This is a genomic window from Vibrio sp. T9 (assembly GCF_003123985.1).
GTDB lineage: Bacteria > Pseudomonadota > Gammaproteobacteria > Enterobacterales > Vibrionaceae > Vibrio > Vibrio diabolicus.
Genome location: NZ_NIGY01000018.1, coordinates 12,321 through 36,812 on the forward strand (window position 1 = coordinate 12,321; position 24,492 = coordinate 36,812).

Annotated in this window: 22 protein-coding genes and 1 rRNA gene; 13 read left to right on the forward strand and 10 right to left on the reverse strand. The window is 46.2% G+C overall.

The window, feature by feature from the left end; genetic code table 11:
* Positions 1 to 35: 35 nt before the first annotated feature.
* A complete protein-coding gene (locus CBX98_RS23620; RefSeq protein ID WP_197710233.1) occupies positions 36 to 1,229 on the forward strand; it encodes a multidrug effflux MFS transporter in 1,194 nt (397 codons plus the stop codon).
* A 91-nt stretch (positions 1,230 to 1,320) separates the two neighbouring features.
* Positions 1,321 to 1,605 (forward strand): hypothetical protein, encoded by a 285-nt coding sequence (locus CBX98_RS23625; protein WP_005397034.1) that lies wholly within the window; start codon positions 1,321 to 1,323, stop codon positions 1,603 to 1,605.
* Positions 1,606 to 1,632: 27 nt separating this feature from the next.
* Here the strand turns inward: CBX98_RS23625 and CBX98_RS23630 are convergent, their stop codons facing one another.
* From CBX98_RS23630 to CBX98_RS23645, 4 genes are all read right to left on the reverse strand, one after another.
* Positions 1,633 to 2,088, reverse strand: a complete 456-nt coding sequence (locus CBX98_RS23630) for a DoxX family protein (RefSeq protein ID WP_012841278.1) — start codon at positions 2,086 to 2,088, stop codon at positions 1,633 to 1,635.
* A 10-nt stretch (positions 2,089 to 2,098) separates the two neighbouring features.
* Positions 2,099 to 2,857 (reverse strand): DNA-binding domain-containing protein, encoded by a 759-nt coding sequence (locus CBX98_RS23635; protein WP_109170371.1) that lies wholly within the window; start codon positions 2,855 to 2,857, stop codon positions 2,099 to 2,101.
* Complete coding sequence (locus CBX98_RS23640; protein ID WP_046874566.1) at positions 2,854 to 3,723, reverse strand: DUF692 domain-containing protein; 870 nt, start codon at positions 3,721 to 3,723, stop codon at positions 2,854 to 2,856. The genes CBX98_RS23635 and CBX98_RS23640 overlap by 4 nt, the downstream gene beginning before the upstream one ends.
* Before the next feature lie 82 nt (positions 3,724 to 3,805).
* Positions 3,806 to 4,066: a DUF2282 domain-containing protein gene (locus tag CBX98_RS23645; protein ID WP_031780600.1), complete on the reverse strand. Its 261-nt coding sequence runs from the start codon at positions 4,064 to 4,066 to the stop codon at positions 3,806 to 3,808.
* A gap of 280 nt (positions 4,067 to 4,346) precedes the next feature.
* On the opposite strand from CBX98_RS23645, the gene uvrD reads away from it, so the two are divergent.
* A complete protein-coding gene (gene uvrD, locus CBX98_RS23650; RefSeq protein ID WP_005397027.1) occupies positions 4,347 to 6,521 on the forward strand; it encodes a DNA helicase II in 2,175 nt (724 codons plus the stop codon).
* A gap of 760 nt (positions 6,522 to 7,281) precedes the next feature.
* On the opposite strand, the gene ggt is transcribed toward uvrD, so the two are convergent.
* The 4 genes from ggt to rarD all read right to left on the reverse strand — a co-directional run bounded on the left by ggt (position 7,282) and on the right by rarD (position 11,708).
* Positions 7,282 to 9,048 (reverse strand): gamma-glutamyltransferase, encoded by a 1,767-nt coding sequence (gene ggt, locus CBX98_RS23660; RefSeq protein ID WP_109170372.1) that lies wholly within the window; start codon positions 9,046 to 9,048, stop codon positions 7,282 to 7,284.
* A 98-nt stretch (positions 9,049 to 9,146) separates the two neighbouring features.
* Positions 9,147 to 9,818, reverse strand: a complete 672-nt coding sequence (locus CBX98_RS23665; protein WP_109170373.1) for a LysE family translocator — start codon at positions 9,816 to 9,818, stop codon at positions 9,147 to 9,149.
* 101 nt (positions 9,819 to 9,919) lie between these two features.
* Entirely contained in the window at positions 9,920 to 10,717 is a 798-nt protein-coding gene (locus CBX98_RS23670; protein WP_006743074.1) for an AraC family transcriptional regulator, read from the reverse strand.
* 73 nt (positions 10,718 to 10,790) lie between these two features.
* The gene (gene rarD, locus CBX98_RS23675; protein ID WP_109170374.1) at positions 10,791 to 11,708 is read right to left on the reverse strand and encodes an EamA family transporter RarD; all 918 of its coding nucleotides are present in this window, start codon (positions 11,706 to 11,708) and stop codon (positions 10,791 to 10,793) included.
* Positions 11,709 to 11,882: 174 nt separating this feature from the next.
* Here rarD and recQ point away from each other — a divergent pair, with 174 nt between their 5' ends.
* The 3 genes from recQ (at position 11,883) to CBX98_RS23690 (ending at position 14,984) form a co-directional block, all read left to right on the forward strand.
* Positions 11,883 to 13,718 carry an ATP-dependent DNA helicase RecQ gene (gene recQ / locus CBX98_RS23680; protein WP_005397012.1) on the forward strand — a complete coding sequence of 612 codons (1,836 nt, stop codon included), beginning with the start codon at positions 11,883 to 11,885 and terminating at the stop codon, positions 13,716 to 13,718.
* Between the two features lie 9 nt (positions 13,719 to 13,727).
* Complete coding sequence (locus CBX98_RS23685; RefSeq protein WP_005397009.1) at positions 13,728 to 14,033, forward strand: DUF3630 family protein; 306 nt, start codon at positions 13,728 to 13,730, stop codon at positions 14,031 to 14,033.
* Between the two features lie 282 nt (positions 14,034 to 14,315).
* Positions 14,316 to 14,984 carry a 7-cyano-7-deazaguanine/7-aminomethyl-7-deazaguanine transporter gene (locus tag CBX98_RS23690; protein WP_005397008.1) on the forward strand — a complete coding sequence of 223 codons (669 nt, stop codon included), beginning with the start codon at positions 14,316 to 14,318 and terminating at the stop codon, positions 14,982 to 14,984.
* A gap of 180 nt (positions 14,985 to 15,164) precedes the next feature.
* Here the strand turns inward: CBX98_RS23690 and gppA are convergent, their stop codons facing one another.
* Complete coding sequence (gene gppA / locus CBX98_RS23695; protein WP_046874560.1) at positions 15,165 to 16,658, reverse strand: guanosine-5'-triphosphate,3'-diphosphate diphosphatase; 1,494 nt, start codon at positions 16,656 to 16,658, stop codon at positions 15,165 to 15,167.
* Positions 16,659 to 16,677: 19 nt separating this feature from the next.
* Positions 16,678 to 17,997, reverse strand: coding sequence for an ATP-dependent RNA helicase RhlB (gene rhlB, locus CBX98_RS23700; protein WP_005397003.1), 1,320 nt, complete (start codon positions 17,995 to 17,997; stop codon positions 16,678 to 16,680).
* A gap of 111 nt (positions 17,998 to 18,108) precedes the next feature.
* Here rhlB and trxA point away from each other — a divergent pair, with 111 nt between their 5' ends.
* From trxA to CBX98_RS23745, 7 genes are all read left to right on the forward strand, one after another.
* Positions 18,109 to 18,435 (forward strand): thioredoxin TrxA, encoded by a 327-nt coding sequence (gene trxA, locus CBX98_RS23705; RefSeq protein ID WP_004745500.1) that lies wholly within the window; start codon positions 18,109 to 18,111, stop codon positions 18,433 to 18,435.
* Between the two features lie 196 nt (positions 18,436 to 18,631).
* A complete protein-coding gene (rho, locus tag CBX98_RS23710; RefSeq protein WP_005378757.1) occupies positions 18,632 to 19,891 on the forward strand; it encodes a transcription termination factor Rho in 1,260 nt (419 codons plus the stop codon).
* Positions 19,892 to 19,996: 105 nt separating this feature from the next.
* Positions 19,997 to 20,989 carry a hypothetical protein gene (locus tag CBX98_RS23720; RefSeq protein ID WP_005398448.1) on the forward strand — a complete coding sequence of 331 codons (993 nt, stop codon included), beginning with the start codon at positions 19,997 to 19,999 and terminating at the stop codon, positions 20,987 to 20,989.
* Between the two features lie 91 nt (positions 20,990 to 21,080).
* Complete coding sequence (ubiD, locus tag CBX98_RS23725) at positions 21,081 to 22,934, forward strand: 4-hydroxy-3-polyprenylbenzoate decarboxylase (protein ID WP_109170375.1); 1,854 nt, start codon at positions 21,081 to 21,083, stop codon at positions 22,932 to 22,934.
* Positions 22,931 to 23,200, forward strand: coding sequence for a 2Fe-2S iron-sulfur cluster-binding protein (locus CBX98_RS23730; RefSeq protein ID WP_109170376.1), 270 nt, complete (start codon positions 22,931 to 22,933; stop codon positions 23,198 to 23,200). Before ubiD ends, CBX98_RS23730 begins: the two co-directional genes overlap by 4 nt.
* A 14-nt stretch (positions 23,201 to 23,214) precedes the next feature.
* Positions 23,215 to 23,928 (forward strand): NAD(P)H-flavin reductase, encoded by a 714-nt coding sequence (fre, locus tag CBX98_RS23735; RefSeq protein ID WP_005451180.1) that lies wholly within the window; start codon positions 23,215 to 23,217, stop codon positions 23,926 to 23,928.
* A gap of 471 nt (positions 23,929 to 24,399) precedes the next feature.
* Positions 24,400 to 24,492 (forward strand): 16S ribosomal RNA (locus CBX98_RS23745); the annotation flags it as partial.

Sequence of the window (24,492 nt, forward strand, 5' to 3'; positions counted from 1 at the left end):
CTATCCAAAGTTCTTTATCCAATTCGGAGTGTTGTGTGCCTAGCCAGTTTTCTAATAGTAAAAAACAGATGGCGTTATTGACCCTTTTGGTTCTTTTCAGTCCTCTTGCGATTGATATTTATCTACCTGCTTTACCTCTTATTGCTTCCACTTTTCAGGTCGATAATGCGCTAGCACAAGACACGATCACTTGGTTCTTATTTGCGATGGGTGTAGGGCAACTGTTTGCTGGCCCTTTGGCAGATAAACTCGGACGTCGAACTGTTGCATTGGGCGGTATCACTATCTATGCGATGAGCGCTTTATTGGCGTGGAGTGCTCAAAATATTGAATGGATGTTGGTTTCCCGACTGCTACAAGGCTTAGGTGCGTGTGCGACATCGGTAGCAGCCTTTGCAACAGTTCGCGATATCTTTGGCCCGGAAAAAAGCGGCAAAATGATCAGCTATCTTAACGGCGCGATTTGTTTTATTCCGGCATTAGCTCCAATTCTAGGTAGTTGGTTAACTCAGCAATTTGACTGGCGTGCTAACTTTAGCTTTATGGCGGGTTTTGCTGTGGTGTCTGGATCATTGATGTTTTTCATGATGAAAGAGACCAACCCATCAACGGAAAAGCAAGCCGTGTTTAAGCTCAGCCGTTATTGGGCAGTGCTTAGTACGCCATCTTTTGTCTTCCATGCTTCACTGTGTTTAATGGCGATGGCGGTTATTCTCGCGTATGTCACCTCGGCGCCATCGGTATTGATGACAGGGATGGGGTTGTCGATGAATGAGTTCACCTTCTGGTTTGGTGTAAATGCAGTGATCAATATTGCGGCTTGTATGCTTGCGCCTAAGTTTATGGAGCGCGTTGGCACGCACAACACTTTGGTTGCGGGGATCTCGACTCTGGGCCTCGCAGGTGTGATTATGCTGGTGATGAATGGTCAGAATACCGCGCTTTCTTTCATGCTACCTATTTTCATGTCGTCAGTGGGTTTTGCATTCATTCTGGGTGCAGCAGCAGGGAAAGCATTGGAACCGTTTGGTGACAAAGCGGGTACGGCTGCGGCACTGCTTGGGTTGTTCCAAATGAGTGGCTCTGGTTTGTTGGTTGGTACGTTGCAGCGTTTATCTTTGGAGCCTCAAACACTGATCGCAATTCATATGTGGGTTCTATTGCCTGCGTTGGTGGTTCTGTTTACAAAAGCAGGTAAGAACTGGCATTCAAGCTTTGCGAAAGCGTAAAACAGTGTAATTTAGTATTTTCCAATGTAAGTAAGGCGTGTATATTTGTCGTTCAGACTTTTCCTGACACCATAACGGAACTCAAAAAGTAATGTCGTTAACCACGTATGAAATGGCTCGTATTCTAGAGCAAATGGAAGATTCACCAGAAAAGGTGATGTTTGGCAAGTTGCTTAATGAGCTGGGTAATCAAAGCTCCGAGCGTATTCGTAGTGCGGCTAAACAAGTACCTCTGCCAATTTTGCGTGATATAGTGTACCAATTCCAGCAAGTGATTGAGTCGCGCAAAGGCGAACAAGTTGAGCTGTTGGCAAAAGATCTTGCTCAACAGGGCATCTCAGCTGATGAGCTTCTTGCTTACTTAAATAAACAATAAAAAGTCCCCGCCACTGCGGGGATTTTTTTATCGCGTCAGCTTGTTCTTTATAACATGGTCAATAGAGATAACTCCCGGTCCCCATACGATGACCACTAAAATCATGAATCCCCACAATTGATGGTCATAGAACCCTTTTTCCCACAATACCGGGTAAGAGATGACCGCGATGATATTGAACACAAACAGAATCGCAGCCATCGGGCGGGTAATTAATCCCAACGCTAAAAATACTGGCAGAATTAACTCGGCAGCCGTTCCCATGTAGGCCGCTAACTCCCAAGGCAAAAGTGGCACTTGGTATTCCAATTCGAATAGATACAGCGTGCTATCCCAAGAAGAAACTTTGATTAACCCTGAATTGAAGAACACCCATGCAACCCACAAGCGACAAAAGAGAAGTAGTAAAGGGACAAAGCCAGCTTGTAAGGTATTGATCAAGTCGTCGTACCGATTGACTAAGTTTTTAACCGTATTCGTCATAGAGTGCTCCTTAGATTGATTTCAATGTAAAGCCGTCAACGAGATCGAGTGCCATGATGCTATTAAGGTGAACGAGCAAAGCTTCGGGTATTTCGCTCAAACTCTGCTTCTGCTCTAAACATTGCAGCAGTTGAAAAACATCGGTATCGAGTGCGTGACATTGAGCTTCTCCATTGGCTTGAATCGAGATGACACCTCGCTGTAATTGATTGATATTGAGCTGTTCAAACTCTTGGTGTTGAATCGCATGAAAGAGATCAAATACGGCGTAGTTTGAGTCAAAGCTGCGACTGCCAGTGCGCAAATGAAACACCAATTGAGGTTGTTGTTCTTCCGTCACTTGGGTAAGTGCAGATAAAGGGATTCGATTTGGTTTTTCGACTTTCTCATTCTGTATTTGTCGAGCTAAGTCCATATGCCATTCAAACCTTGCGACTTCAGGAGTGTACGGGGCTTGGGTCATGACCTGACTAAACTGCATAATCGTATCTTGAAAGCCTGCACCATAATGTACGACATTACCTTCTGCTAAGGGGTGAGAAAGCACGTGTTGGCGAGCAATTTGATCGAAGCATTCTTTTCCAACTAAGGCTTCAACCATTGGGTAGGTCGCTGCCAATACCTCACTCAAGCTGATGATAAAGTTATTGCGGTAAATCTGTATGCGTTCATCTGCTGTAAACTTGTCACTCACAATGTCGCATTCTTCACCGAGCGCTTGATAATGTAGGGCTTTAGCAAACTGACTCTGCAAGGTCGCAAGCTTCATGACGCTTTCCTTTTGCTCTTTTGGTCAATTAAATGATTTTTCTGCAATAGTGAGGATGCTTTTTCTGCTTCGCCAAGAAGTATTTCTGGTGCAGGAATATCCAAATCCCATTCAATCAGCGTATGGCGAGGGCCGTGTTTTTGTGTCCAACTAACGAACAGCTGCCATACTTCATCACTGACGGGACGGCTATGAGTATCAATCCAAATCTCACCTTTATCCAACGTCTTAATAGTAAAACCTGCCAAATGAATCTCGTCGACTTTGTCGGCTGGAATCGCATCTAGGTATGTGTCGCAATCAAAACCGTGATTGAAGGCGGAAACATATACGTTATTTAAGTCGAGTAATAAACGACAGTCGGTGCGCTTTTGCACTTCGGTAAGAAAATCCCATTCGCTGATGGTTGAATGGTGAAACTTCACATAACTAGATGGATTCTCAATTAAGATTTCACGTTGTAGGTATTCTTGCACTTCAAGCACGTTACGAGTGAAGACTTGCAGCGCTTCTTCCGTGTAAGGCAAGGGAAGTAGATCATTGAAGTAGTGACCACCATTTTCACTCCAGCTTAAATGGTCAGAGACGAAGAGCGGGTCAATTGTATTTATCAATGCTTTTAGTTGCGCTAAATGTTTCGTATTCACACGTTCCACCGAGCCCAGCGATAAACCAATACCGTGGCAACTGATGTGGTAGTGCTCGCGTAATGCTTGCAGTTGATGACGCTCTACTGAGTTGGGCTGAAAGTAGTTCTCGCTGTGGATTTCTAGCCACGACAGCTCAGGTTTGTGTTGGCTAAAATAATCGAGATGAGGGGAACGTAATCCAACGCCAGCAAGAGGATGGAAAGAGTGATGTTTCACGTGAAACTCCTTTTCTGATTGGCGAGTAACTGGGGGCGTTGGTTAAAGTGCAACGCGCCCCACAGAAACTTGTGATGTTGAGTTATGAGCCGCTGGTGCTACCGCCAGCCAATTTGTCACACAATCCTTTAGGAACGACAACAAAAGCATCTTTTTGGTTGTCTTCTTTAGAGGTACCCGCGCAAGAGCTGTTTTTCGTTGCGCAGTCATTTTTACCGGCTTTCGCCACGCCATAACACTTTTCTTTTTCTGCTGCGACAGCAGGGGCTGCGGTGAGCATGGTGCCACCAAGAGCAAGAAGGCCAGTAACAGCAGCAGTAACAGCAAGATTCGATTTTTTCATCATAATTTCCTCTGAGTGATTTCCTTTTACTTTCATTCGGCAAGTCGATTCGCCGTTTGGCGTACAACCTTTATCCACCTGCTTAAATTAAAAGATAGAGATGAGGCAGAAAAACTTTCATAAAAATAACTCTCGCGAATGGTTTTGGAGTGATTACCTTCGTTAACTCTTTGAATGAAAGATTAAAAAAACAACGAATTTTTTATCAAGTTTTGTCTAAACAGCACCCAGCTGTTTAGGTTATAATCGGTTTTTATGTATAAATAACCAGTAGCTCATCATGATGGATCCATCTCTATTACTCGACGGTCTAAACGATAAACAGCGTGAAGCCGTTGCAGCTCCTCTAGAAAACTTACTTGTCCTTGCTGGTGCAGGGAGTGGTAAGACTCGCGTTCTTGTTCACCGTATCGCTTGGCTTATGTCAGTCGAGCAAGCTTCTCCTTTCTCGATCATGTCGGTCACCTTCACCAATAAAGCGGCAGCAGAAATGCGTGGTCGTATTGAAGAGTTGATGATGGGCAGTGCATCTGGCATGTGGAATGGGACTTTCCACGGTATTTGTCACCGCATTTTGCGTGCACACTATCTTGATGCCAAGCTACCGGAAGATTTCCAAATCATAGACAGCGATGATCAGCAGCGCTTGTTAAAGCGTTTGATCAAAGCACAAAACTTGGATGAAAAGCAGTGGCCTGCACGCCAAGTTTCATGGTGGATTAATGGTAAGAAGGACGAAGGATTACGCCCATCGCATATCGACGCTTATCACGATCCAGTGACCAAAACTTATTTGCAGCTGTATACCGCTTACCAAGAAGCGTGTGATCGTGCTGGCTTAGTGGACTTTGCGGAAATTTTGCTGCGCGCGCATGAGCTACTGCGTGACAACAAGTTTGTGCGTGAACACTACCAAGCACGCTTTAAGCATATCTTGGTTGACGAATTCCAAGACACCAACAACATTCAATACGCTTGGCTACGCATGATGGCTGGCCCAGATTGTCACGTGATGATTGTTGGTGACGACGACCAGTCAATTTATGGTTGGCGCGGTGCAAAAGTCGAGAACATTGAGAAGTTCACGCTGGAGTTTCCGAGCGTGAACACCATTCGTCTCGAACAAAACTATCGTTCGACCAAGACGATTCTTGAAGCGTCCAATACCTTGATTGCGAACAACACTGAACGCATGGGTAAAGAGCTGTGGACGGATGGCAATGTGGGAGAGCCGATCTCGGTTTACAGCGCTTATAACGAGCTTGACGAAGCGCGCTTTGCGGTCAATAAAATCAAAGAGTGGCAAGAGAATGGCGGCGCATTGAATGATGCTGCGATGCTGTATCGTAACAACGCGCAATCTCGTGTTTTGGAAGAAGCATTAATTCAGGCAGGCTTACCGTACCGTATTTACGGAGGCATGCGATTCTTCGAGCGTCAAGAAATCAGAGATGCGTTGAGCTACTTGCGTTTGATGGCGAATCGCAACGATGATGCCGCGTTTGAACGTGTCGTGAATACCCCAACACGTGGTCTGGGCGATAAGACGCTAGAGACTATCCGTCGTGCAGCTCGTGATAGAGGGTGCACCATGTGGGAAGCCAGTCTGGCAATGCTCGATGAGCAAGTATTAACGGGTCGAGCAGCTGGCGCGTTAAGTCGTTTTGTCGAATTAATCACCGCGCTGGAAGATGACACATTAGAAATGCCATTGCACGAGCAAACGGACCACGTGATCAAGTACTCGGGTTTGTTTGCGATGTATGAGCAAGAGAAGGGCGAAAAGTCTAAAGCTCGCATAGAAAACTTGGAGGAGCTGGTTACCGCCACTCGCCAATTCGAAAAACCAGAAGAAGCGGAAGAAATGTCTCTGCTGACAGCATTTTTAACACATGCGGCTCTGGAAGCGGGCGAAGGTCAGGCGGACGAATTTGAAGATGCAGTCCAACTGATGACGCTGCATAGTGCGAAAGGTTTGGAATTCCCATTGGTATTCATGGTCGGTGTGGAAGAAGGTATGTTCCCAAGCCAGATGTCCGCTGAAGAGGCAGGGCGTTTGGAAGAAGAGCGCCGCCTGTGTTATGTGGGCATGACGCGCGCGATGCAAAAGCTCTACATTACTTACGCGGAAATGCGTCGCCTATATGGCCAGGACAAATACCACAAACCATCGCGCTTTATTCGTGAATTACCAGAAACGTGTTTGGATGAAGTGCGCATGAAGGCGCAAGTGAGTCGCCCTTCAAGTAGTGGACGTTTTAGCCAAACCGCAGTAAAAGAAAACTTTAATGAGACTGGCTTTTCGCTAGGTTCTCGCGTGATGCATCCGAAATTTGGTGAAGGAACGATCATCAACTTTGAGGGCAGTGGCCCACAAAGCCGAGTGCAGATTGCTTTCAATGGTGAAGGCATTAAATGGTTAGTCACCGCTTACGCGCGATTGGAGAAGCTGTAGGGCTTTGTGAAAAAATGAACATAAGAGCTGCTTCGGTGGCTCTTTCTGTTTTGGTTGTTTTGAATCAACAAAATGCTGAAAGATAGGGAGCTAAATGACGCTATTCGAAAAGGCTCTTAGTCTAAATCGCTTATCTTTAGACAAAGAAAAACCCCGAGGGCTTACGCCCGTCGGGGTTATAGTCTTACTCGCAGCAATCCAGCTACTAAAAGTGCTCCATGCATCAAATCCTTGATAGCGTGCTGCATTCCTTCAGCTTAATCCTTTCGTCGCCTTCCTAGCGGTGTCCTTGACCTTATCCTGGTCTGCTAACCATCCTCGTTAGCTCTCATCACTTGTTCCCTGAGCGGTGTCCATGACATCATCCTGATGTTCAGTCCTTTCCTCGTCCAGAGGTGTCCATTTCCCGTCCTTAGTAGCAACCGTCCTAGTTGCTATTGACTCCGTTCAATGTCCAGTTTTGCAATCCATGCCCGACTATTCATCCTGAATACCCGTTTCTTCTTCCTGAAGTTCACCAAATCCGTGGTGTTTCCTGTTCCGTGTCAGCATCCTCCCGACAAGGTTCATATTACGCTCTTCACGATTCTCAACAATGGTCGAAGCCCACATTTTTCTCAATTAAAAGCGTTTGAAAAATAAACATGTTTATATTATTCAATATCTTATGGTTATTTGTGGGCTGTTTTACCATTAAAAAAAGAGAGGTTTGCTCCACTCCTTGTGAGAGATCTCGCACAAGGAGTCGAGCAAAACAGGCCTATTTTCCGATTGCTGCTCCTTCTCGACGAGGATCTGCGGCACCTTCTAGTCCATCTTTTGTTATGCGTATCGCATGCAGTCCAGAATTCAAATCACGAACATTGGTTTTAAAGCCCATCTTCTCCAGCTCTGGCTGTAAGCCTTCTGCAGCGGTATCTTGCTCAATATCTAAGGTGCCAAAACGGTCGAGTAATCGTGGTTGATTGATAGCTTGTTGGATATTCATATCCCATTGCGTGTGGGCAATGATGGTTTGCGCCACGTAACCGATGATTCGACTGCCACCCGGAGAACCTATCGCCATGTAAGGTTTGTTATCTTTCATCATAATGGTCGGGGCCATTGAAGATCGTGGACGCTTGCCTGGTTCTATGCGGTTGGCGATTGGGATTCCGTCGTTATGAGTACGGAAAGAGAAATCGGTCAGTTCATTATTGAGCAAGAAGCCACGCACCATTAAGCGCGAGCCAAACGCATTCTCAATGGTGGTCGTCATTGAAACCACATTGCCTTGCTTATCGACGATATTGAAATGGCTGGTGGAAGGGAGTTCAATGGACTCGTCCATGCTTAAGTTCATTGCGTGCGACCACGGAGGATTGCCCGCTTCAACTTTGCTTAGTGCTTTGCCGACTTGGATCAGCTCTGCTCGCTGCTGGAGGTAGCTTTTATCGAGCAAGCCTTGAGTTGGCATCGGCACGTAATCTTGGTCTGCCATGTATTTACCACGGTCAGCAAACGCTAGACGCGATGCATCGGCGAGTACTTGCCAAGATTTAATGCTGTTGGCCCCCCAGCCTTTGAGATCGTACTGTTCAGTGATCGCCAAAATCTGACCAATGGTGAGCGCGCCAGAGCTTGGTGGTCCCATGCCGCAAATGTCATAGCTTTGGTATGCTGCACAAACTGGCTCACGTTGTCTGATTTGGTAGGTATCAAAGTCGGGTTGGGCTAATACGCCGGGGTTACCCGGCGCGTTTTGTACCGTCTTGATAATGTCTCTGGCGATATCCCCGTGGTAGAAGGCTTGAGCACCTTGCTTAGCAATAGCACTCAGTGTTTGTGCGTATTCAGGGTTTTTTAATAGCGTACCTTCGGTTTTTGGCGAGCCATCCGAGTTAAAGAAATAGGCTTTTGTGACTGGAAAGCGTGATAAACGCTCGGCGTCTTTTTCTATCAAGCTTGCTAGGCGAGGACTGACTTTGAATCCTTGCTCAGCAAGCGAGATAACAGGTTGAATGATCTTTTTCCATTCCAGCTTGCCGTATTTCTGGTGGGTATCCCACAATAGTTTCACGGTGCCTGGTGTTGCGACAGAGCGTCCACCAACCACGGCATCGTAGAATTGCAATGGCTGACCGTTCTCATCTAAAAATAGCTTTGGCGTTACGGCGAGGGGGGCGGTTTCACGCCCGTCGTAAGTGGTCAGTTTTTGCTTTTCGCTATCCCAATACACTAAGAACGCACCGCCACCAATACCTGATGACTGGGGTTCAACTAAGCCAAGCATCAATTGCACCGCGACCATGGCATCTATCGCATTCCCGCCTTGCTCAAGTACGTCTGCACCCGCTTGAGTCGCCAGTGGGTTAGCAGCGGTAACCATATAATCTTTAGCTTTGACCAGCTGCTTTTGCTCAATGCCAGTGCTGTGCTCTGGTGCGACCGAATCTGCAGCTTGGTTAGCGAAGGCTTGTCCAGTGAAGGTGAAAGGGGAAGTAAGAAAAAGACCCGAGAGTACGAGTCGGTTAAATGTCCATTGCATGATGACTCTCCATGTTGCCAACTAAGGTTATTCAGCTTGGCAGCCACGGAGATAGTCGTCGAGTTTCCTATTAAAGAAATGTCGAGTGTGCGACGCTTTTAAATCAGAGAGTTATCGAGAAAGGAGCGGAAGGTTTGCACTAAAATACTGCTGCCAACTAGGGTAAATACCACACCACATAAACCATCTATATAAATGCCGGCTTGCTGCAATCTTGTTTGCAAGCGCTGCGTTGACAGCATCCATGCAAGGCTAGAAAACCAGAGTAGCGACAAACCAAACAAAATCACCAGAGCAATTCCTTTTCCTGTCACCGACATGCCCACTGGGACAAGGCTCGACATTAAACTTACAAAAAATACTAAGGCTTTGGGGTTGAGAATATTAGTTGCGAACCCCTTGGTAAACGCTTGGCGTTTATTACCGATCACAAGATTACTGTTTTTGCTTGGCTGATCAGAAAGTGGGTTTTTGATCATCGCGATCACGCCGCGCAGTGCACCGACACCCAAATACAACAGATAGCTGCCCCCAAGCAATTGTAAGACGGAGTAGAGCAGAGGATGCTGGTGAACTAAATAGCTCACCCCCGTTAGGCTGAATAAAGAATGCAGCAAAATACCGACTGATAAGCCAAGCGCAATGTATAAGCCGGTTTGACGGCCATGACGGGTGGCATTTTGTACCACAAGCGCAAAATCCGGACCTGGGCTCATTAAGGCAATGAAGTGGATACTGGCAAGCGTTAAAAGGATAGTCGATTCATTCATAACACATCTCAAAACATAGTGGATATGAGCTATTGTCGTGATTCTTATTCGGTAGTGCTTGTAAAAAACTAGCAGTACTGAATACCACAGTGTATGAGGTATTAGCGTGCCACTTGTGAAGGCGAGACGCCATAGGTTTGTTTAAACGCTTTACTAAAGTGGGCCTGATCATAAAAACCCACTTGATAGGCGACGTCCGTACCACACCATCCTGCTTGGAGTAGTTTCATTCCTTGCTCTAATCGCAAGCGAGCAAACCAAGCGTAGGGAGTCATACCTGTTTGCGCTTTGAAATGGCGTTGAAATTGCGTGGGGCTCAGTTGACAGAGCTCTGATAGTGCATCTAAACGAACTGTTTGGTCGAGATTCGCCATTAAGTAATCTTTTAAGGTATGCAAAGACTGTTTTCCAAGCGGAACCACTTTTTGCCTCGCGAGTGATCCGTAGCGATCAAAAAGTTGATTAAATCCTTCAAAAGGAAGGCAATCTTTGGTGAGTTGGCTGAGGTTCTCGCGGCGAAGAAGAGCATGCAAGTTACTAAGTTGTGAAAATATCTGTGGATCGGAGATGATCAATTCATTAAAGCGGATTATTTGACCATTTTGACTAAGATCGGCAAGATCGCTGAGTAGGTGCGGCTCGATCGCAAATACATTCACTTCATAGCCACTTTCGAGCTTAGAGTGCCCGTCGTGCAGTTCATCTGGCGGCATAATTACGATTTGCCCATGACCCACTTGATGGCTACAGCCTTGATATTGGAACTTTTGCGTGCCATGCGTGATCAGACCGAGGTGAAAGTCCAGATGATAGTGCCTTTGGAAGGCAAACTTCTGGTATTTCGCCTCGATCAGGCTCAGCTGATCATGGTCGGTTGCGTAGTATTGAATCTGTTCCATTACATACAAAAAAGCTTGGTCACATTATGACCAAGCTTATCTGGCAATTTCTAACTTGTCTTGTAAAAAACGATCACTGTGGCTGAACGATTCGGCGTGAGCGACGGTTGTTGCGCAGTCCATCAAAGCTAAATACGACTAGCGCTCCCCAAATAAAGGCAAAGGTAATCGCTTTATCCATGCTAAAGGGTTCGCCATACATCAGTACTGCAAGTAAGAACATCAAGCTTGGGCCAATGTACTGGAAAAAGCCCAATGTTGATAATTTGAGTCTTGTTGCCGCACCCGTAAAACAAAGTAGGGGCAGTGTGGTAATCACCCCTGCTGCAATCAACAAGCTATTTAATGCTAACGGGTTAGTGAGCATATTCGACGTTGGGGTTTCTGCAATAAACAGCAGATACACGGCGGCGACAGGCAGAAGGAGTAATGTTTCGATAAACAATCCTGTTTTTGCATCGACACTGACTTTCTTCCTTAAGAGGCCATAGAAGCCGAAACTCATTGCTAACGCCATCGCAACAATGGGCACGGAGCCGAAAACAATCAATTGGACCAGTACACCACAGCCCGCTAATACGACAGCAAACCATTGCAACTTACGAAGTCGCTCTCCCAAAAAGACCATGCCGAGCAAGACATTGATTAATGGGTTGATGTAATAGCCTAAGCTCGCGTCAAGCATATGATTGGAATTGACCGCCCAGATGAAAATCAGCCAGTTTCCGCCAATTAATACAGAACTTGCGATCAGGTAAGCGATCTTCGTTTTGTCTTTCGCGATGTAGTAAACCGAGCGCCAGTGACGGCCAAAGTGAAGGAGTGCGGCAAGCAAAAAGAAAGACCAAATCACCCGGTGGCTCAGAATCTCCAAAGGGGATACTTGTGCGATGGATTTAAAATACATCGGCGCAATGCCCCACATGGTATAGGCACCAATCGCCAGCAAGATACCTTGCCGAGCGCGTTGTTGTTCGTCTTCTGGTGTCATGAGGTGTCACCTAATTGTGTGTTTATAGAGCAGAAAATCAGTATACGAGTCGTGATGCGAAACACCTAGCAATTTGCGGTTTTATTCACCACGAAACCCCATTACAATGTGCCCTCACTTTGTGTGCCTGGGCATGCAAAAGCATTTCTACGATCACTCAATCTGAGATTATTCATGACCTCAACCTTGCTAGCCGAACAATCAGATACGCCTGTAACGCCTCAACGTGTGTTGGAGGAAGTATTCGGTTACCAGACGTTTCGTGATGGCCAGCAAGAAGTTATTGAAGCCGCTATCGAAGGCAAAGACAGCTTAGTCATCATGCCGACGGGTGGTGGTAAATCTCTCTGTTACCAAATTCCGGCGTTAGTGCGCTCAGGGATTACCTTGGTGATTTCACCGCTGATTTCATTGATGAAAGACCAAGTTGATCAGCTGAAAGCCAATGGCGTAGCTGCGGAGTGTGTGAACTCGACCATGAATCGAGAAGAGCTACTGAGTGTGTATAATCGCATGCACTCTGGTCAGCTTAAGCTAGTGTATGTTTCGCCAGAGCGCGTGTTAATGCGTGACTTTATTGAGCGTTTAGAAAACTTACCCTTATCTATGATCGCCGTGGATGAAGCACATTGTATCTCTCAGTGGGGACATGATTTTCGCCCAGAATACGCGGCGCTAGGTCAGTTAAAGCAACACTTTTCACATGTACCTTTTATGGCACTCACTGCCACCGCCGATGATGCGACGCGTCGTGATATTCTAGAACGCTTACGCTTACATGAGCCTCAGGTGTATCTAGGAAGCTTTGATCGTCCCAACATTCGTTACACCTTGGTAGAAAAGCACAAACCGGTTTCTCAAATCATTCGCTATCTAGCCACCCAGAAGGGAAGCTGCGGCATTATTTACTGCGGCAGTCGTAAGAAAGTTGAAATGGTGACCGAGAAGCTATGCAACAACCATATCCGCGCTGCTGGTTATCATGCAGGGATGGATACTGAAGAGCGAGCTTACGTTCAGGAAGCTTTTCAACGTGATGACATTCAAATCGTCGTTGCGACGGTTGCATTCGGCATGGGTATCAATAAGCCAAACGTGCGCTTTGTTGTGCATTTTGATATTCCACGTAACATCGAGTCCTATTATCAGGAAACCGGTCGAGCAGGGCGAGATGGCCTGCCTGCCGAGGCTATGATGTTGTATGACCCAGCCGACATCAGTTGGTTGCGTCGTATGTTGGATGAAAAAGATGATGGACCGCAGAAGCAGGTAGAAAGCCACAAACTCAATGCGATGAGTGCTTTTGCGGAAGCGCAAACCTGTCGTCGTCAGGTACTGCTCAACTATTTTGGAGAGTATCGCGAAAAGCCGTGTGGTAACTGCGATATCTGCCTGGACCCACCAAAACACTTTGATGCGACCGAAGAAGCGCGCAAAGCGTTGTCGTGTGTTTACCGCGTTAACCAAAGTTTTGGTATGACGTATGTGGTTGAGGTGCTGCGTGGGATGCAAAACATTCGTGTGCGCGAACATGGCCACGATAAAATTTCGACTTACGGCATTGGTCGTGATCACAGCCATGATTACTGGGTGAGTATCTTCCGCCAGTTAATTCATAAAGGGCTGCTATTTCAAAACATCACTCGTAACTCGACGTTGCAATTAACCGAAGAAGCACGTCCATTACTACGTGGGGATGTGTCTTTAGAACTTGCAGTTCCACGTTTAGATACCGCAGCACGTGCCGCGAAGTCGGATAAACTGACCAGCAAAAACTACGACAAGAAGTTGTTTGCCAAATTACGTAAGCTACGTAAGTCGATCGCCGATGAAGACGGTTTGCCACCATACGTGGTATTCAGTGATGCGACCTTGATTGATATGGCAGAAATGCTGCCAACGTCATACGGCGAAATGTTAGCGGTTAGTGGCGTTGGTCAACGTAAACTAGAAAAATACGCCGATCCATTCTTGGATCTGATCCAAGAACACATTACTCACCACGGATAAGGAATCCATATGCACAAGGAATTTGGTCTCGCTGATTACATTGTTGAAGAAGGGCGTCTTATTATTACCGCTCCAAGCTTCGACCTCGATACTTTTCCGGCACTGGGTGAGCGTTTGGTGGGATTATTATCTGCGTCTGTGGTAGAAAAACAGTGGGATGCGGATATTCACTCTTGGTTGATCGATTTTGAAGGCTGCCGCTTATTTATGAAAGCGGAGCACTACAGCGAAGCGATTTGGTTTGAAGCGCTAACAATAGAAGAGAGTAGGGAAGAGCTCGACTATTTAGCCGGATTGTTCCAACGCGGCTTCTAAATTCAAGTTATCTATTCTTTAAAGGGTGTTTCACATGAAACCCCCTTTCTTATTTTTGCATCAAAGAGCTTGGTTTTGACGTGATGTTCGCGAAGAAACGTTTGCGTATAAAACACCGCTTGTGAGTAAAATTGGTTAATGTATAATCGCCCACCGCTTTACTCTGAATGAGTTAAGTTAGTTTAATCGTCATTTTTTACATTGTTGGTAAGAGTGCTTTTCTCTGTAGAAAGCGCTCGATTTGGGTTCCCTCGCCCCCAAACCAAACTAAAAAGGTATCGCATGAGTAACTTTACCCCTGCGCAGCAGCGCAACGCCCTTATCTATCTGGTTTTATTTCATCTAGTCATTATTGCATCCAGCAATTACCTAGTTCAGCTACCGTTTACTATCTTTGGCTTACATACCACCTGGGGTGCATTCACCTTCCCATTTATTTTCCTTGCGACGGATTTAACCGTACGTATTTTCGGTGCTCAGTTGGCGCGTAAGATCATTTTCTTAGTAATGTTGCCTGCTTTGGCTGTCTCTTACTTCTTATCGGTGGTGTTCTTCGAGGGGCAGTTCCAAGGTTTTGGTCACTTAGGGGAATTTAACTTATTCGTTGCTCGTATCGCGATTGCTAGCTTCATGGCGTATCTACTTGGTCAGATTATGGATGTGCACGTGTTCAACCGCCTACGTCAAATGAAACAGTGGTGGGTGGCCCCAACGTGTTCAACGCTTTTTGGTAATGCACTGGATACGATCGCCTTCTTCGCGATTGCGTTCTACCAAAGTCCAGATCCATTTATGGCGGAACATTGGACGGAAATCGCGCTGGTGGACTACGGCTTTAAGTTAGTGATTAGTCTTGGTCTGTTTGTGCCTATGTACGGCGTACTACTGAATTACTTAATTAAGAAGCTAACGGCAGTGAACCCTAACTTTAAAGTTACGACGACGGCATAGTTTTCATCAGTTAATAGCAACAAGGCCGCTTTTAATAGCGGCTTTGTTGTTTCTAAAGCAAATGTACAGCGAAATGAGTATTTAGATCATTGGTGTCTCAAAACTCTATGAGTTGTACATAGGATAATAACGGGTATTAAAAAGGCTCCAGAAGGAGCCTTTGTCATGGGATAACAACCATTAATCAGAGGTAATCGTTAATGGCCAACCGATATCAGTTTGACGGTTGGATTCGATTTCTAGCTCAGCTGCGGTCAACGGGTTGGCCGCTAGCCACTGTGCATCAATGTTTAAGGTTAGGTTGTCACCTTCAGCCGTTAATACGACGTTTGGCTCTAAGTTTTGGTTGCGACGGTGAGTCAACAACACCGCTAAGCGCAACAACCGCAGTACGCGCTTGGCACTTGAGCCTGATAACGCGTGTTGCTCAGGCAGTGAGGTGAGTTGTTCTCGATAACGACGGGCAATCTCACCAATAAAGAACTTCTGCGCGCGAGTGTAGCCAGGTAAATCCAAATTCTGGAGTAGGTAAGCACTGTGCTCACCGCCTTTTTTGAAATCGATCGTTAAGCCGATTTCATGCAGCTTTGCGGCGGTTTCAAGCAATATTTTGCCTTGAGGTTCCGTAATCCACTCATCGCCGCCGGCTTGCTCCAACAGTTTGCTTGCCAGTGTCGCAACTTGTTCACCGTATTGGTGATCGAGCTGATAACGATTTTGTACGCTGGCAATTGTGCGAGCACGGATGTCTTCTTGACGTAGCTCTTCAACCATCTCGTAGACTAAGCCTTCACGTAGTGCGCCGCCCGCTAGTGTCATCGCGTCGATTTCCAGTAATTCAAAAACGGCAATCAAAATAGATAGGCCGCTAGGGAACACTAATGCACGCTCAAGCGTTAAGCCTTCAATGTCGAGCTCTTCTAAATGATCGGCTAACATGGCTTGCTTCTGCAGGCGTTTCAATTTGGAGTGAGTGATTACTTCGTCCATACCTTGCGCTAGCATTATCTCTTGCAATGCCTGAACGGTGCCTGATGCGCCAACGCACACATCCCAACCGATTTCTGTATAGCGCTCTAGAATTGGCTGGATTGTCTGCTTCGCGCCTTCAATTGCTGCGTCAAAGTTACGCGCATTCAACTGGCGATCTTTAAAGAAGTTTTCCAGCCAAGTCACACAACCCATTTTTAAACTGGTCAGTGCTTTGGCTTCGAAACCTTCACCGATGATGAGTTCTGTACTTGCGCCACCGATATCGACAACAAGGCGGCGACCGCTGCCTCCAGAAGTGTGTGCGACACCTTTATAGATAGTGGCCGCTTCTTCTTCACCGGAGATAACGTCGATTGGTTGACCAAGAATCTGGTTCGCTTTCTCCAGAAACACATCTACATTCGTGGCGGTACGTAAAGTGGCTGTGCCTACAATACGAATGTTTTGTTTAGGAATATCCTGCAAGCGTTCCGCAAATAGACTTAAGCAGTCCCATCCTCGCTGCATAGCTTCCATACTAAGAGAATTATGTTCATCTAGGCCCGCTGCTAGACGAACCTTGCGCTTAATTTTAGCCATTGTTTGAACGCTGCCATCGATATGACGCACAACGAGCATGTGAAAACTGTTCGACCCGAGGTCGATGGCGGCGTATAGCGGCGATGATCCTGCTTGACTCATAAACGAACTCAGTTTCCTTTTACGATTGTTTTGGTGCCGATTGACGCGGTTGGCGCGGACGACGTCCTTGCGGCTTGCGGTTACCTGAACCTGAACGAGTACCGCCAGTATTCGTACGACGCTGTTGGTTGCGTGGCGCACGCATACGAATTGGCGCTGGCAGATCTTGGATCAGCGCTGACGAATCGTATTCTGAAACTGGGATAGTGTGCTCAATGTATTCTTCGATTGCAGGCAGGTTAATAGCGTACTCTTCACAAGCAAAACTGATCGAGTGGCCGCTTGCACCAGCACGACCTGTACGGCCAATACGGTGAACGTAATCTTCACAGTCGTCAGGAAGGTCGTAGTTGAAAACGTGCGTCACTTGAGGAATATGCAGACCACGGGCAGCAACGTCAGTTGCAACAAGAATGTCGACATCACCTTTGGTGAATTGCTCAAGAATCTTTTCACGTTTCTTCTGCGGTACATCACCAGTAAGAAGACCGACACGGTGTCCATCGGCAGCCAAGTGACCCCAAACCGATTCACATTTGTGTTTCGTGTTCGCAAAAATGATGGCGCGATCTGGCCATTCTTCTTCAATCAAAGTTTGAAGGAGGGCCATTTTATCTTCGTTAGAAGGGTAGAAAAGTTCTTCCTGAATGCGGTGACCAGTTTTCTGTTCTGGCTCTACCACAACATGCTCAGGGGTGTTCATGTGCTCAAATGCCAGTTCTTGAACGCGGTAAGAAAGCGTCGCTGAGAACAGCATGTTCAAACGCTCTTTTGGTTCAGGCATACGACGGAACAAGAAGCGAATGTCTTTAATAAAGCCAAGATCGAACATGCGGTCGGCTTCATCCAGAACAACGGCTTGAATGTTGTTAAGGTTGAATACGCGCTGTTTGTAGAAATCGATGATACGACCTGTCGTACCAATCAGAATATCGACACCATCTTGCAGCTTATTCAATTGCTTATCGTAGCTTTCACCACCGTAAGCCAAAGCGGTTTTTAGACCAGTGCTCTCAGTTAATGCTTCTGCATCATTGTAAATCTGAATAGCAAGCTCACGTGTTGGCGCCATAATGATTGCGCGTGGCTGCGTAGGTTTACGACCTTCATGCTCCGGTGTCGTCAGAAGGTGGTTGAATGTAGCAGTAAGAAACGCGAGCGTTTTACCAGTACCCGTTTGGGCCTGGCCTGCGATGTCTTGGCCGGTGAGCAGGACCGGCAACGCCAAGGCTTGGATAGGGGTACAAAATTCGAACCCTTTTTTGTCCAATCCTTCAATAACTTGGGGCTTTAAGCCCAAATCGGCGAACTTTTGCTCTGTGATATGCGTCTTTTTCATGGCTATAGAATATCAGCTAAAGCTTGCAATACGAAAGTAAATACATTCCAATAGGGCATCTAATTACTGGTTATCATCCAACCAGTTTCGAAAAACACATTGGAGTGGAAGATGAGTGATAAGATTTTGCAGCTAACTGATGACGGTTTTGAAAACGATGTAATCAACGCTGCAGGCCCGGTTCTAGTGGATTTCTGGGCAGAATGGTGTGGTCCTTGTAAAATGATCGCTCCTATTCTGGACGAAATCGCAGACGAGTACGAAGGCAAACTCACTATCGGTAAACTAAACATCGACCATAACGCAGGTACACCACCTAAGTTTGGTATTCGCGGCATTCCAACGCTACTGCTATTCAAAGACGGCAACGTAGCGGCAACGAAAGTTGGTGCTCTGTCTAAAACTCAACTAAAAGAGTTTTTGGACGCAAACTTATAATCACCAAGTGATTACAGATAAAACCGTGCAAAGTAACAACGCACGGTTTTGTTTTTCTAACTCTGGACTAGAATACTAATTAGTGCTAACTTATCGCGCGTTAATTGAACAAATTTCTCTTCTTGGTCGATCCTGAGACCAAATCCATCTTAACTAGAAAACAGATCTTATTTTGACTAAACAAGAATCCACCACCATGAACCTTACCGAACTGAAGAACAGACCTGTGTCTGACCTTGTAAAACTGGGCGAAAGCTTAGGATTAGAGAACCTAGCTCGCTTAAGAAAACAAGACATCATCTTCGCGATTTTAAAAGCGCACGCTAAAGGCGGCGAAGACATCTTTGGCGATGGGGTTCTGGAAATTCTGCAAGACGGCTTTGGTTTCCTACGCAGTGCAGATAGTTCATACCTTGCGGGTCCGGACGATATCTACGTATCACCAAGTCAGATTCGTCGCTTTAACCTACGTACTGGTGACTCTATCGCTGGTAAAATTCGTCCACCAAAAGACGGTGAACGCTACTTTGCCCTTCTAAAAGTCAATACCGTTAACGACGACAAACCAGACAACGCTCGTAACAAGATCCTATTTGAAAACCTTACCCCTCTGCATGCAAATGAACGCATGGTAATGGAGCGTGGTAACGGTTCTACAGAAGACATCACAGCACGTGTTTTAGATTTGGCATCGCCTATCGGTAAAGGTCAACGTGGTCTGATTGTTGCTCCGCCAAAAGCGGGTAAGACAATGCTTCTGCAAAATATTGCTCAAAGCATCGCATACAACCACCCTGAGTGTGAGTTGATGGTACTTCTTATCGACGAACGTCCAGAAGAAGTAACAGAGATGCAGCGTCTAGTTAAAGGTGAAGTAGTCGCGTCGACTTTCGATGAGCCAGCATCTCGTCACGTACAAGTAGCGGAAATGGTAATCGAGAAAGCGAAACGTCTTGTTGAACACAAGAAAGACGTGGTTATCCTGCTTGACTCTATCACTCGTCTCGCTCGTGCTTACAACACCGTAGTACCTTCATCAGGTAAAGTACTGACAGGTGGTGTGGATGCAAACGCACTACACCGTCCTAAGCGTTTCTTTGGTGCAGCACGTAATGTTGAAGAGGGCGGTAGCCTAACGATCATCGCAACGGCACTAGTAGATACTGGTTCTAAGATGGATGAAGTTATCTACGAAGAGTTCAAGGGTACAGGTAACATGGAACTGCACTTGAACCGTAAGATTGCTGAGAAGCGTGTATTCCCTGCGATTGACTTCAACCGTTCAGGTACACGTCGTGAAGAGCTACTGACGAAGACTGATGAACTACAGAAAATGTGGATTCTGCGTAAGATCGTTCACCCAATGGGCGAAATCGACGCGATGGAATTCCTCATTGATAAGCTCGCGATGACGAAGACCAACGATGAGTTCTTCGATGCGATGCGTCGTCAGTAATAGCTGAGTCCTTATTCTAAAAAAGCCACCGTTAACGGTGGCTTTTTTGTTGCTTTCTCCCGATGGAAGCATCAGAATGAGGAGAAATGTTATCGGGAGGTTAACATGCAACAAGGAATGTTGTCGTCATTACTCCTGAGCTTGTCACTTATCACACTACCCGCGACGTTATCTGCCAAGGAAATGCAGGAGTCTGTAGTAGAACAGTGGCTTCAGGATACTCAAATACAGGCTAAAGTCTCTGAACTGCTTGATTACGTTGTCAGGGATGAGGTCGACTCGCTTAAATTTGCCCTTGATCGACTAGCTTTACCTCAACAAGAGGTCGTGCGTTTTCGGTTATTGGAAAAGCTTGAGAAGCAAGATGTGATTCTCACGCCTAGAATGGCTCTGTTTGTTGAGTCTCAGATCCGTATGACTCCTACTTATCAGGTTCTAGAGCGAGGGGACGGGTATGAGTTTAGTGTACCTGCCTTTAACTTTCCTGCCATTGCGAGCCGCTTGATTAAGCGTTGGAAGCAAGACCAAAGTACTTTGGACTTTGTACTACAAGCTGAGCGAAAAGAGCTCGACTTAAAGCAATGGCTTACAGGGCAATCTCAACAAGCTCAGGCGCGTGAAGCACTTTTGATTCGAGAGTTGGACAGCTTATCACCGCATGCGCTTGCCGCATTAACCACTCAGTTAACCAAAGCGAATGTGACCAGTTGGCTACCATCGACAGCCGTGATCGTGAGATTAGCGCAAGTAAGTCAAGATGAGGAAGTGTACAACTTACTCTGGCGGATGAGAGCGGATTACAACAGCCAGTCCGAACTCGAGCGTTTAGCTACGGTTGGGGACGTTTTTTCAATTCAGCAATTGATGAACTCCACCGTCAATCCGTCACTCAAACCAGAAGCCATTAGTCTACTTACAAAGTCCAACCCTTTATCTCCGCAAGTGAAACAGTTTCTAGTGAGCAAAATGGCACTATCGGAAGAAGCTACCATGGTCGCTCGAGAGCTGGCGCAGCAAGGGCATCAAACCTGGTTGGAAGAGTTAGTCTCTAACAACCATCAAGTGAAGACTCGGCAGATAGAGCAAGTATTAAAGTAATCTGGCTCACATACCCACACAAAATAGGAGGATCTTAGCGTCCTCCTATTTGTTATACTGCGGACAGTTTAATCAGCCAGCATGAAGGCCTATGAGTTTTAAGGATTTACGCGAATTTATCGACCACCTAGAACAGAAAGGTCGACTTAAACGCATCACTCACTCCGTCGATCCCGCTTATGAAATGACAGAAATCAGTGACCGCACCTTGCGTGCTGGTGGTCCTGCATTGTTGTTTGAGAACCCAACCGGCTACGACGTGCCTGTTTTGACGAACCTATTTGGTACGCCAGAGCGTGTCGCAATCGGCATGGGACGCGAAGACGTTAAAGAATTAAGAGAAGTCGGTAAGCTGCTGGCTTATTTAAAAGAACCTGAGCCACCAAAAGGCTTCAAAGACGCCTTAGAAAAACTGCCTGTGTTCAAGCAAGTATTGAACATGCCGGCTAAGCGTTTACGTAAAGCACCATGCCAAGACATTGTGTGGCAAGGTGATGAAATCGACTTGGATAAGATTCCGGTAATGAGCTGCTGGGCAGAAGATGTTGCGCCGCTGCTTACTTGGGGTTTAACCGTAACCAAAGGTCCGAACAAGAAGCGCCAGAACCTTGGCATTTATCGCCAGCAGAAAATTGCCAAGAACAAAATCATCATGCGTTGGTTAGCCCACAGAGGTGGTGCGCTTGACCTGCGCGATTGGATGGAAACCAATCCAGGTAAACCTTTCCCAGTTTCGGTCGCGTTTGGTGCAGACCCAGCAACCATTCTTGGCGCAGTAACACCTGTGCCAGATACGCTATCGGAATACGCATTTGCAGGTTTGTTGCGTGGAAGCAAAACGGAAGTCGTGAAGTCAGTCAGTAATGATTTGGAAGTACCAGCGAGCGCTGAAATCGTGATGGAAGGCTATATCGACCCGAATGAGTTTGCTGATGAAGGTCCTTACGGTGACCACACTGGCTACTATAACGAAAAAGAAAAGCATCACGTATTTACCATTACGCACATTACTATGCGTAGGGATCCTATTTATCACAGCACCTACACTGGTCGTCCGCCAGATGAGCCAGCTGTATTGGGTGTGGCATTAAACGAAGTATTTGTGCCGATTCTACAAAAGCAATTTCCAGAGATTGAAGACTTCTATCTACCGCCAGAAGGTTGTTCGTACCGAATGGCAGTCGTCACCATGAAGAAGCAATATCCGGGGCACGCCAAGCGCGTAATGATGGGCGTGTGGTCTTTCTTACGTCAATTTATGTATACCAAGTTTGTTATTGTGTGCGATGAATCGGTAAACGCACGAGATTGGAATGATGTCGTGAAAGCCATGTCAGAGCATATGGATCCTGTGCGTGATACCTTGATGATAGATAACACGCCAATCGACTCGCTCGACTTTGCTTCACCAGTGGTTGGTCTTGGATCCAAGATGGGTTTAGATGCAACCATTAAATGGGATGCTGAGCTGGCGACACGAACCGAGGTCACTGAACGAGACAGCAAAGCGATTACCCAATCTGATTTGGATGCGTTGAAACAGCAACGCCCTGAAATTGTCGATGTCTACCTACCAGCAACGGCGAACAACCAATTTGCTGTCGTGACAATGAAGAAAGACCAAGCCGGTCAATCTCAAGCATTGATGGAATACTTGTGGGACTTCTTTGCTCAGTACACGGACAACAAATTCATTATTTTGTGCGACGATGACGTCAATGCACAAGATTGGAATGACATCATTTGGGCAGTGACAACTCGAATGGATCCAGACAGAGATACCACTCAAGTTCGTGGTAAGGCGGGTAGCTCATCTAAACTTGGGCTCGATGCGACCAATAAGTTTGAATCTGAAGCCACACGCGAGTGGGGCACGCCTATCAAAAAAGATCCTAAACTTGTGGCTAAAGTCGATGAGATTTGGGACCAGTTAGGTATTCTATGAGTCATCAAGTCCACCTTCTACCAATGGAAGTTACGTTCCAAGTAAAAGAAGGGGAGACGGTGTTGGAAGCTGCGCTCAACAACAATATTCGCTTCCCGCACCGTTGCCAAGTTGGCGCTTGCGCCATGTGCATGTGTAAAAAGCTAACGGGCGAGGTGAGCTATCACCTCGAACCGATGCTAACCGAAAAAGAGCAACAGCAAGGTTGGATATTCCCTTGCCAAGCCTATACAGAAAGTAATTTAGTGCTTACTTTTGACGAGTAAGCGAGAGGAACACCATGACCATCCAATGTAAAGTAAAGTCTATTCAGCCGTTAGCTTGTAATACTTACCAAATCCTTCTTCACCCAGAATCTCCTGTGCCTTTTAAAGCAGGTCAGTACCTAATGGTCGTGATGGGTGAAAAAGACAAACGTCCTTTCTCTATTGCGAGCAGTCCTTGTCGCCATGAAGGTGAGCTTGAACTGCACATCGGTGCGGCGGAACACAATGCTTATGCACTAGAAGTCGTTGAAGCAATGCAAGCAGCCCTAGAAACAGATGGTCATATCGAGATTGATGCACCACATGGTGATGCTTGGGTTCAAGAAGAAAGCGAACGCCCGCTATTATTGATTGCTGGTGGTACTGGCTTTAGTTACGTGCGCTCGATTCTGGATCACTGTGTTGCACAGAACAAAACCAACCCTATCTATTTATACTGGGGTGCACGAGACAACTGCCAGCTTTATGCTAAAGAAGAACTGGTCGAGATTGCCGATAAGTTTGCTAACGTTCACTTTGTTCCAGTAGTAGAAGAAGCACCTGCAGACTGGCAAGGTAAAGTTGGTAACGTGCTACAAGCAGTAGCCGAAGATTTCGAAAGCTTAGAAAACTACGATATTTATATTGCAGGCCGCTTTGAAATGGCTGGTGCAGCACGTGAACAGTTCACTCAGAATAAGAAAGCGAAGAGCGAACGTATGTTCGCAGACGCGTACGCATTCATTTAAATACGGCTTTTAAGGCAGAAAAAGAGGGTTTTTTACCCTCTTTTTTGCTTTTTTGATGAAATAGTCATCGAACAGTCAGTTTTTTCCATTTTTTTTCAAAAAAGGGTTGCGAACGGATCTGAGTTCCCTATAATGCGCATCCACCGACACGGCAGACGCGATAAGGCTTCAGCAGGGTCGGAGAGGTGAAAAGCTTCTGAGAAAATAAATTGAAAAAAGTGTTTGACACTCTCAATTATCTCGTTAGAATGCACCTCCGCTTTGAGAGAAAAACTTCTCGATAAGCAAGCTCTTTAACAATATAGACCTATCAATCTGTGTGGGCACTCGTTGATGATAATCCAATTAGAAGCTTCGGCTTCAAATTAGGTTTCAATGAAACGAAGTGACCATTGAATCGAAAGATTCAGCACAGTCAATTCAAACATTACTTATGTAATGTTCAGTATTCATTGAGCCGAACAAAATCTTAAATTGAAGAGTTTGATCATGGCTCAGATTGAACGCTGGCGGCAGGCCTAACACATGCAAGTCGAGCGGAAACGAGTTATCTGAACCTTCGGG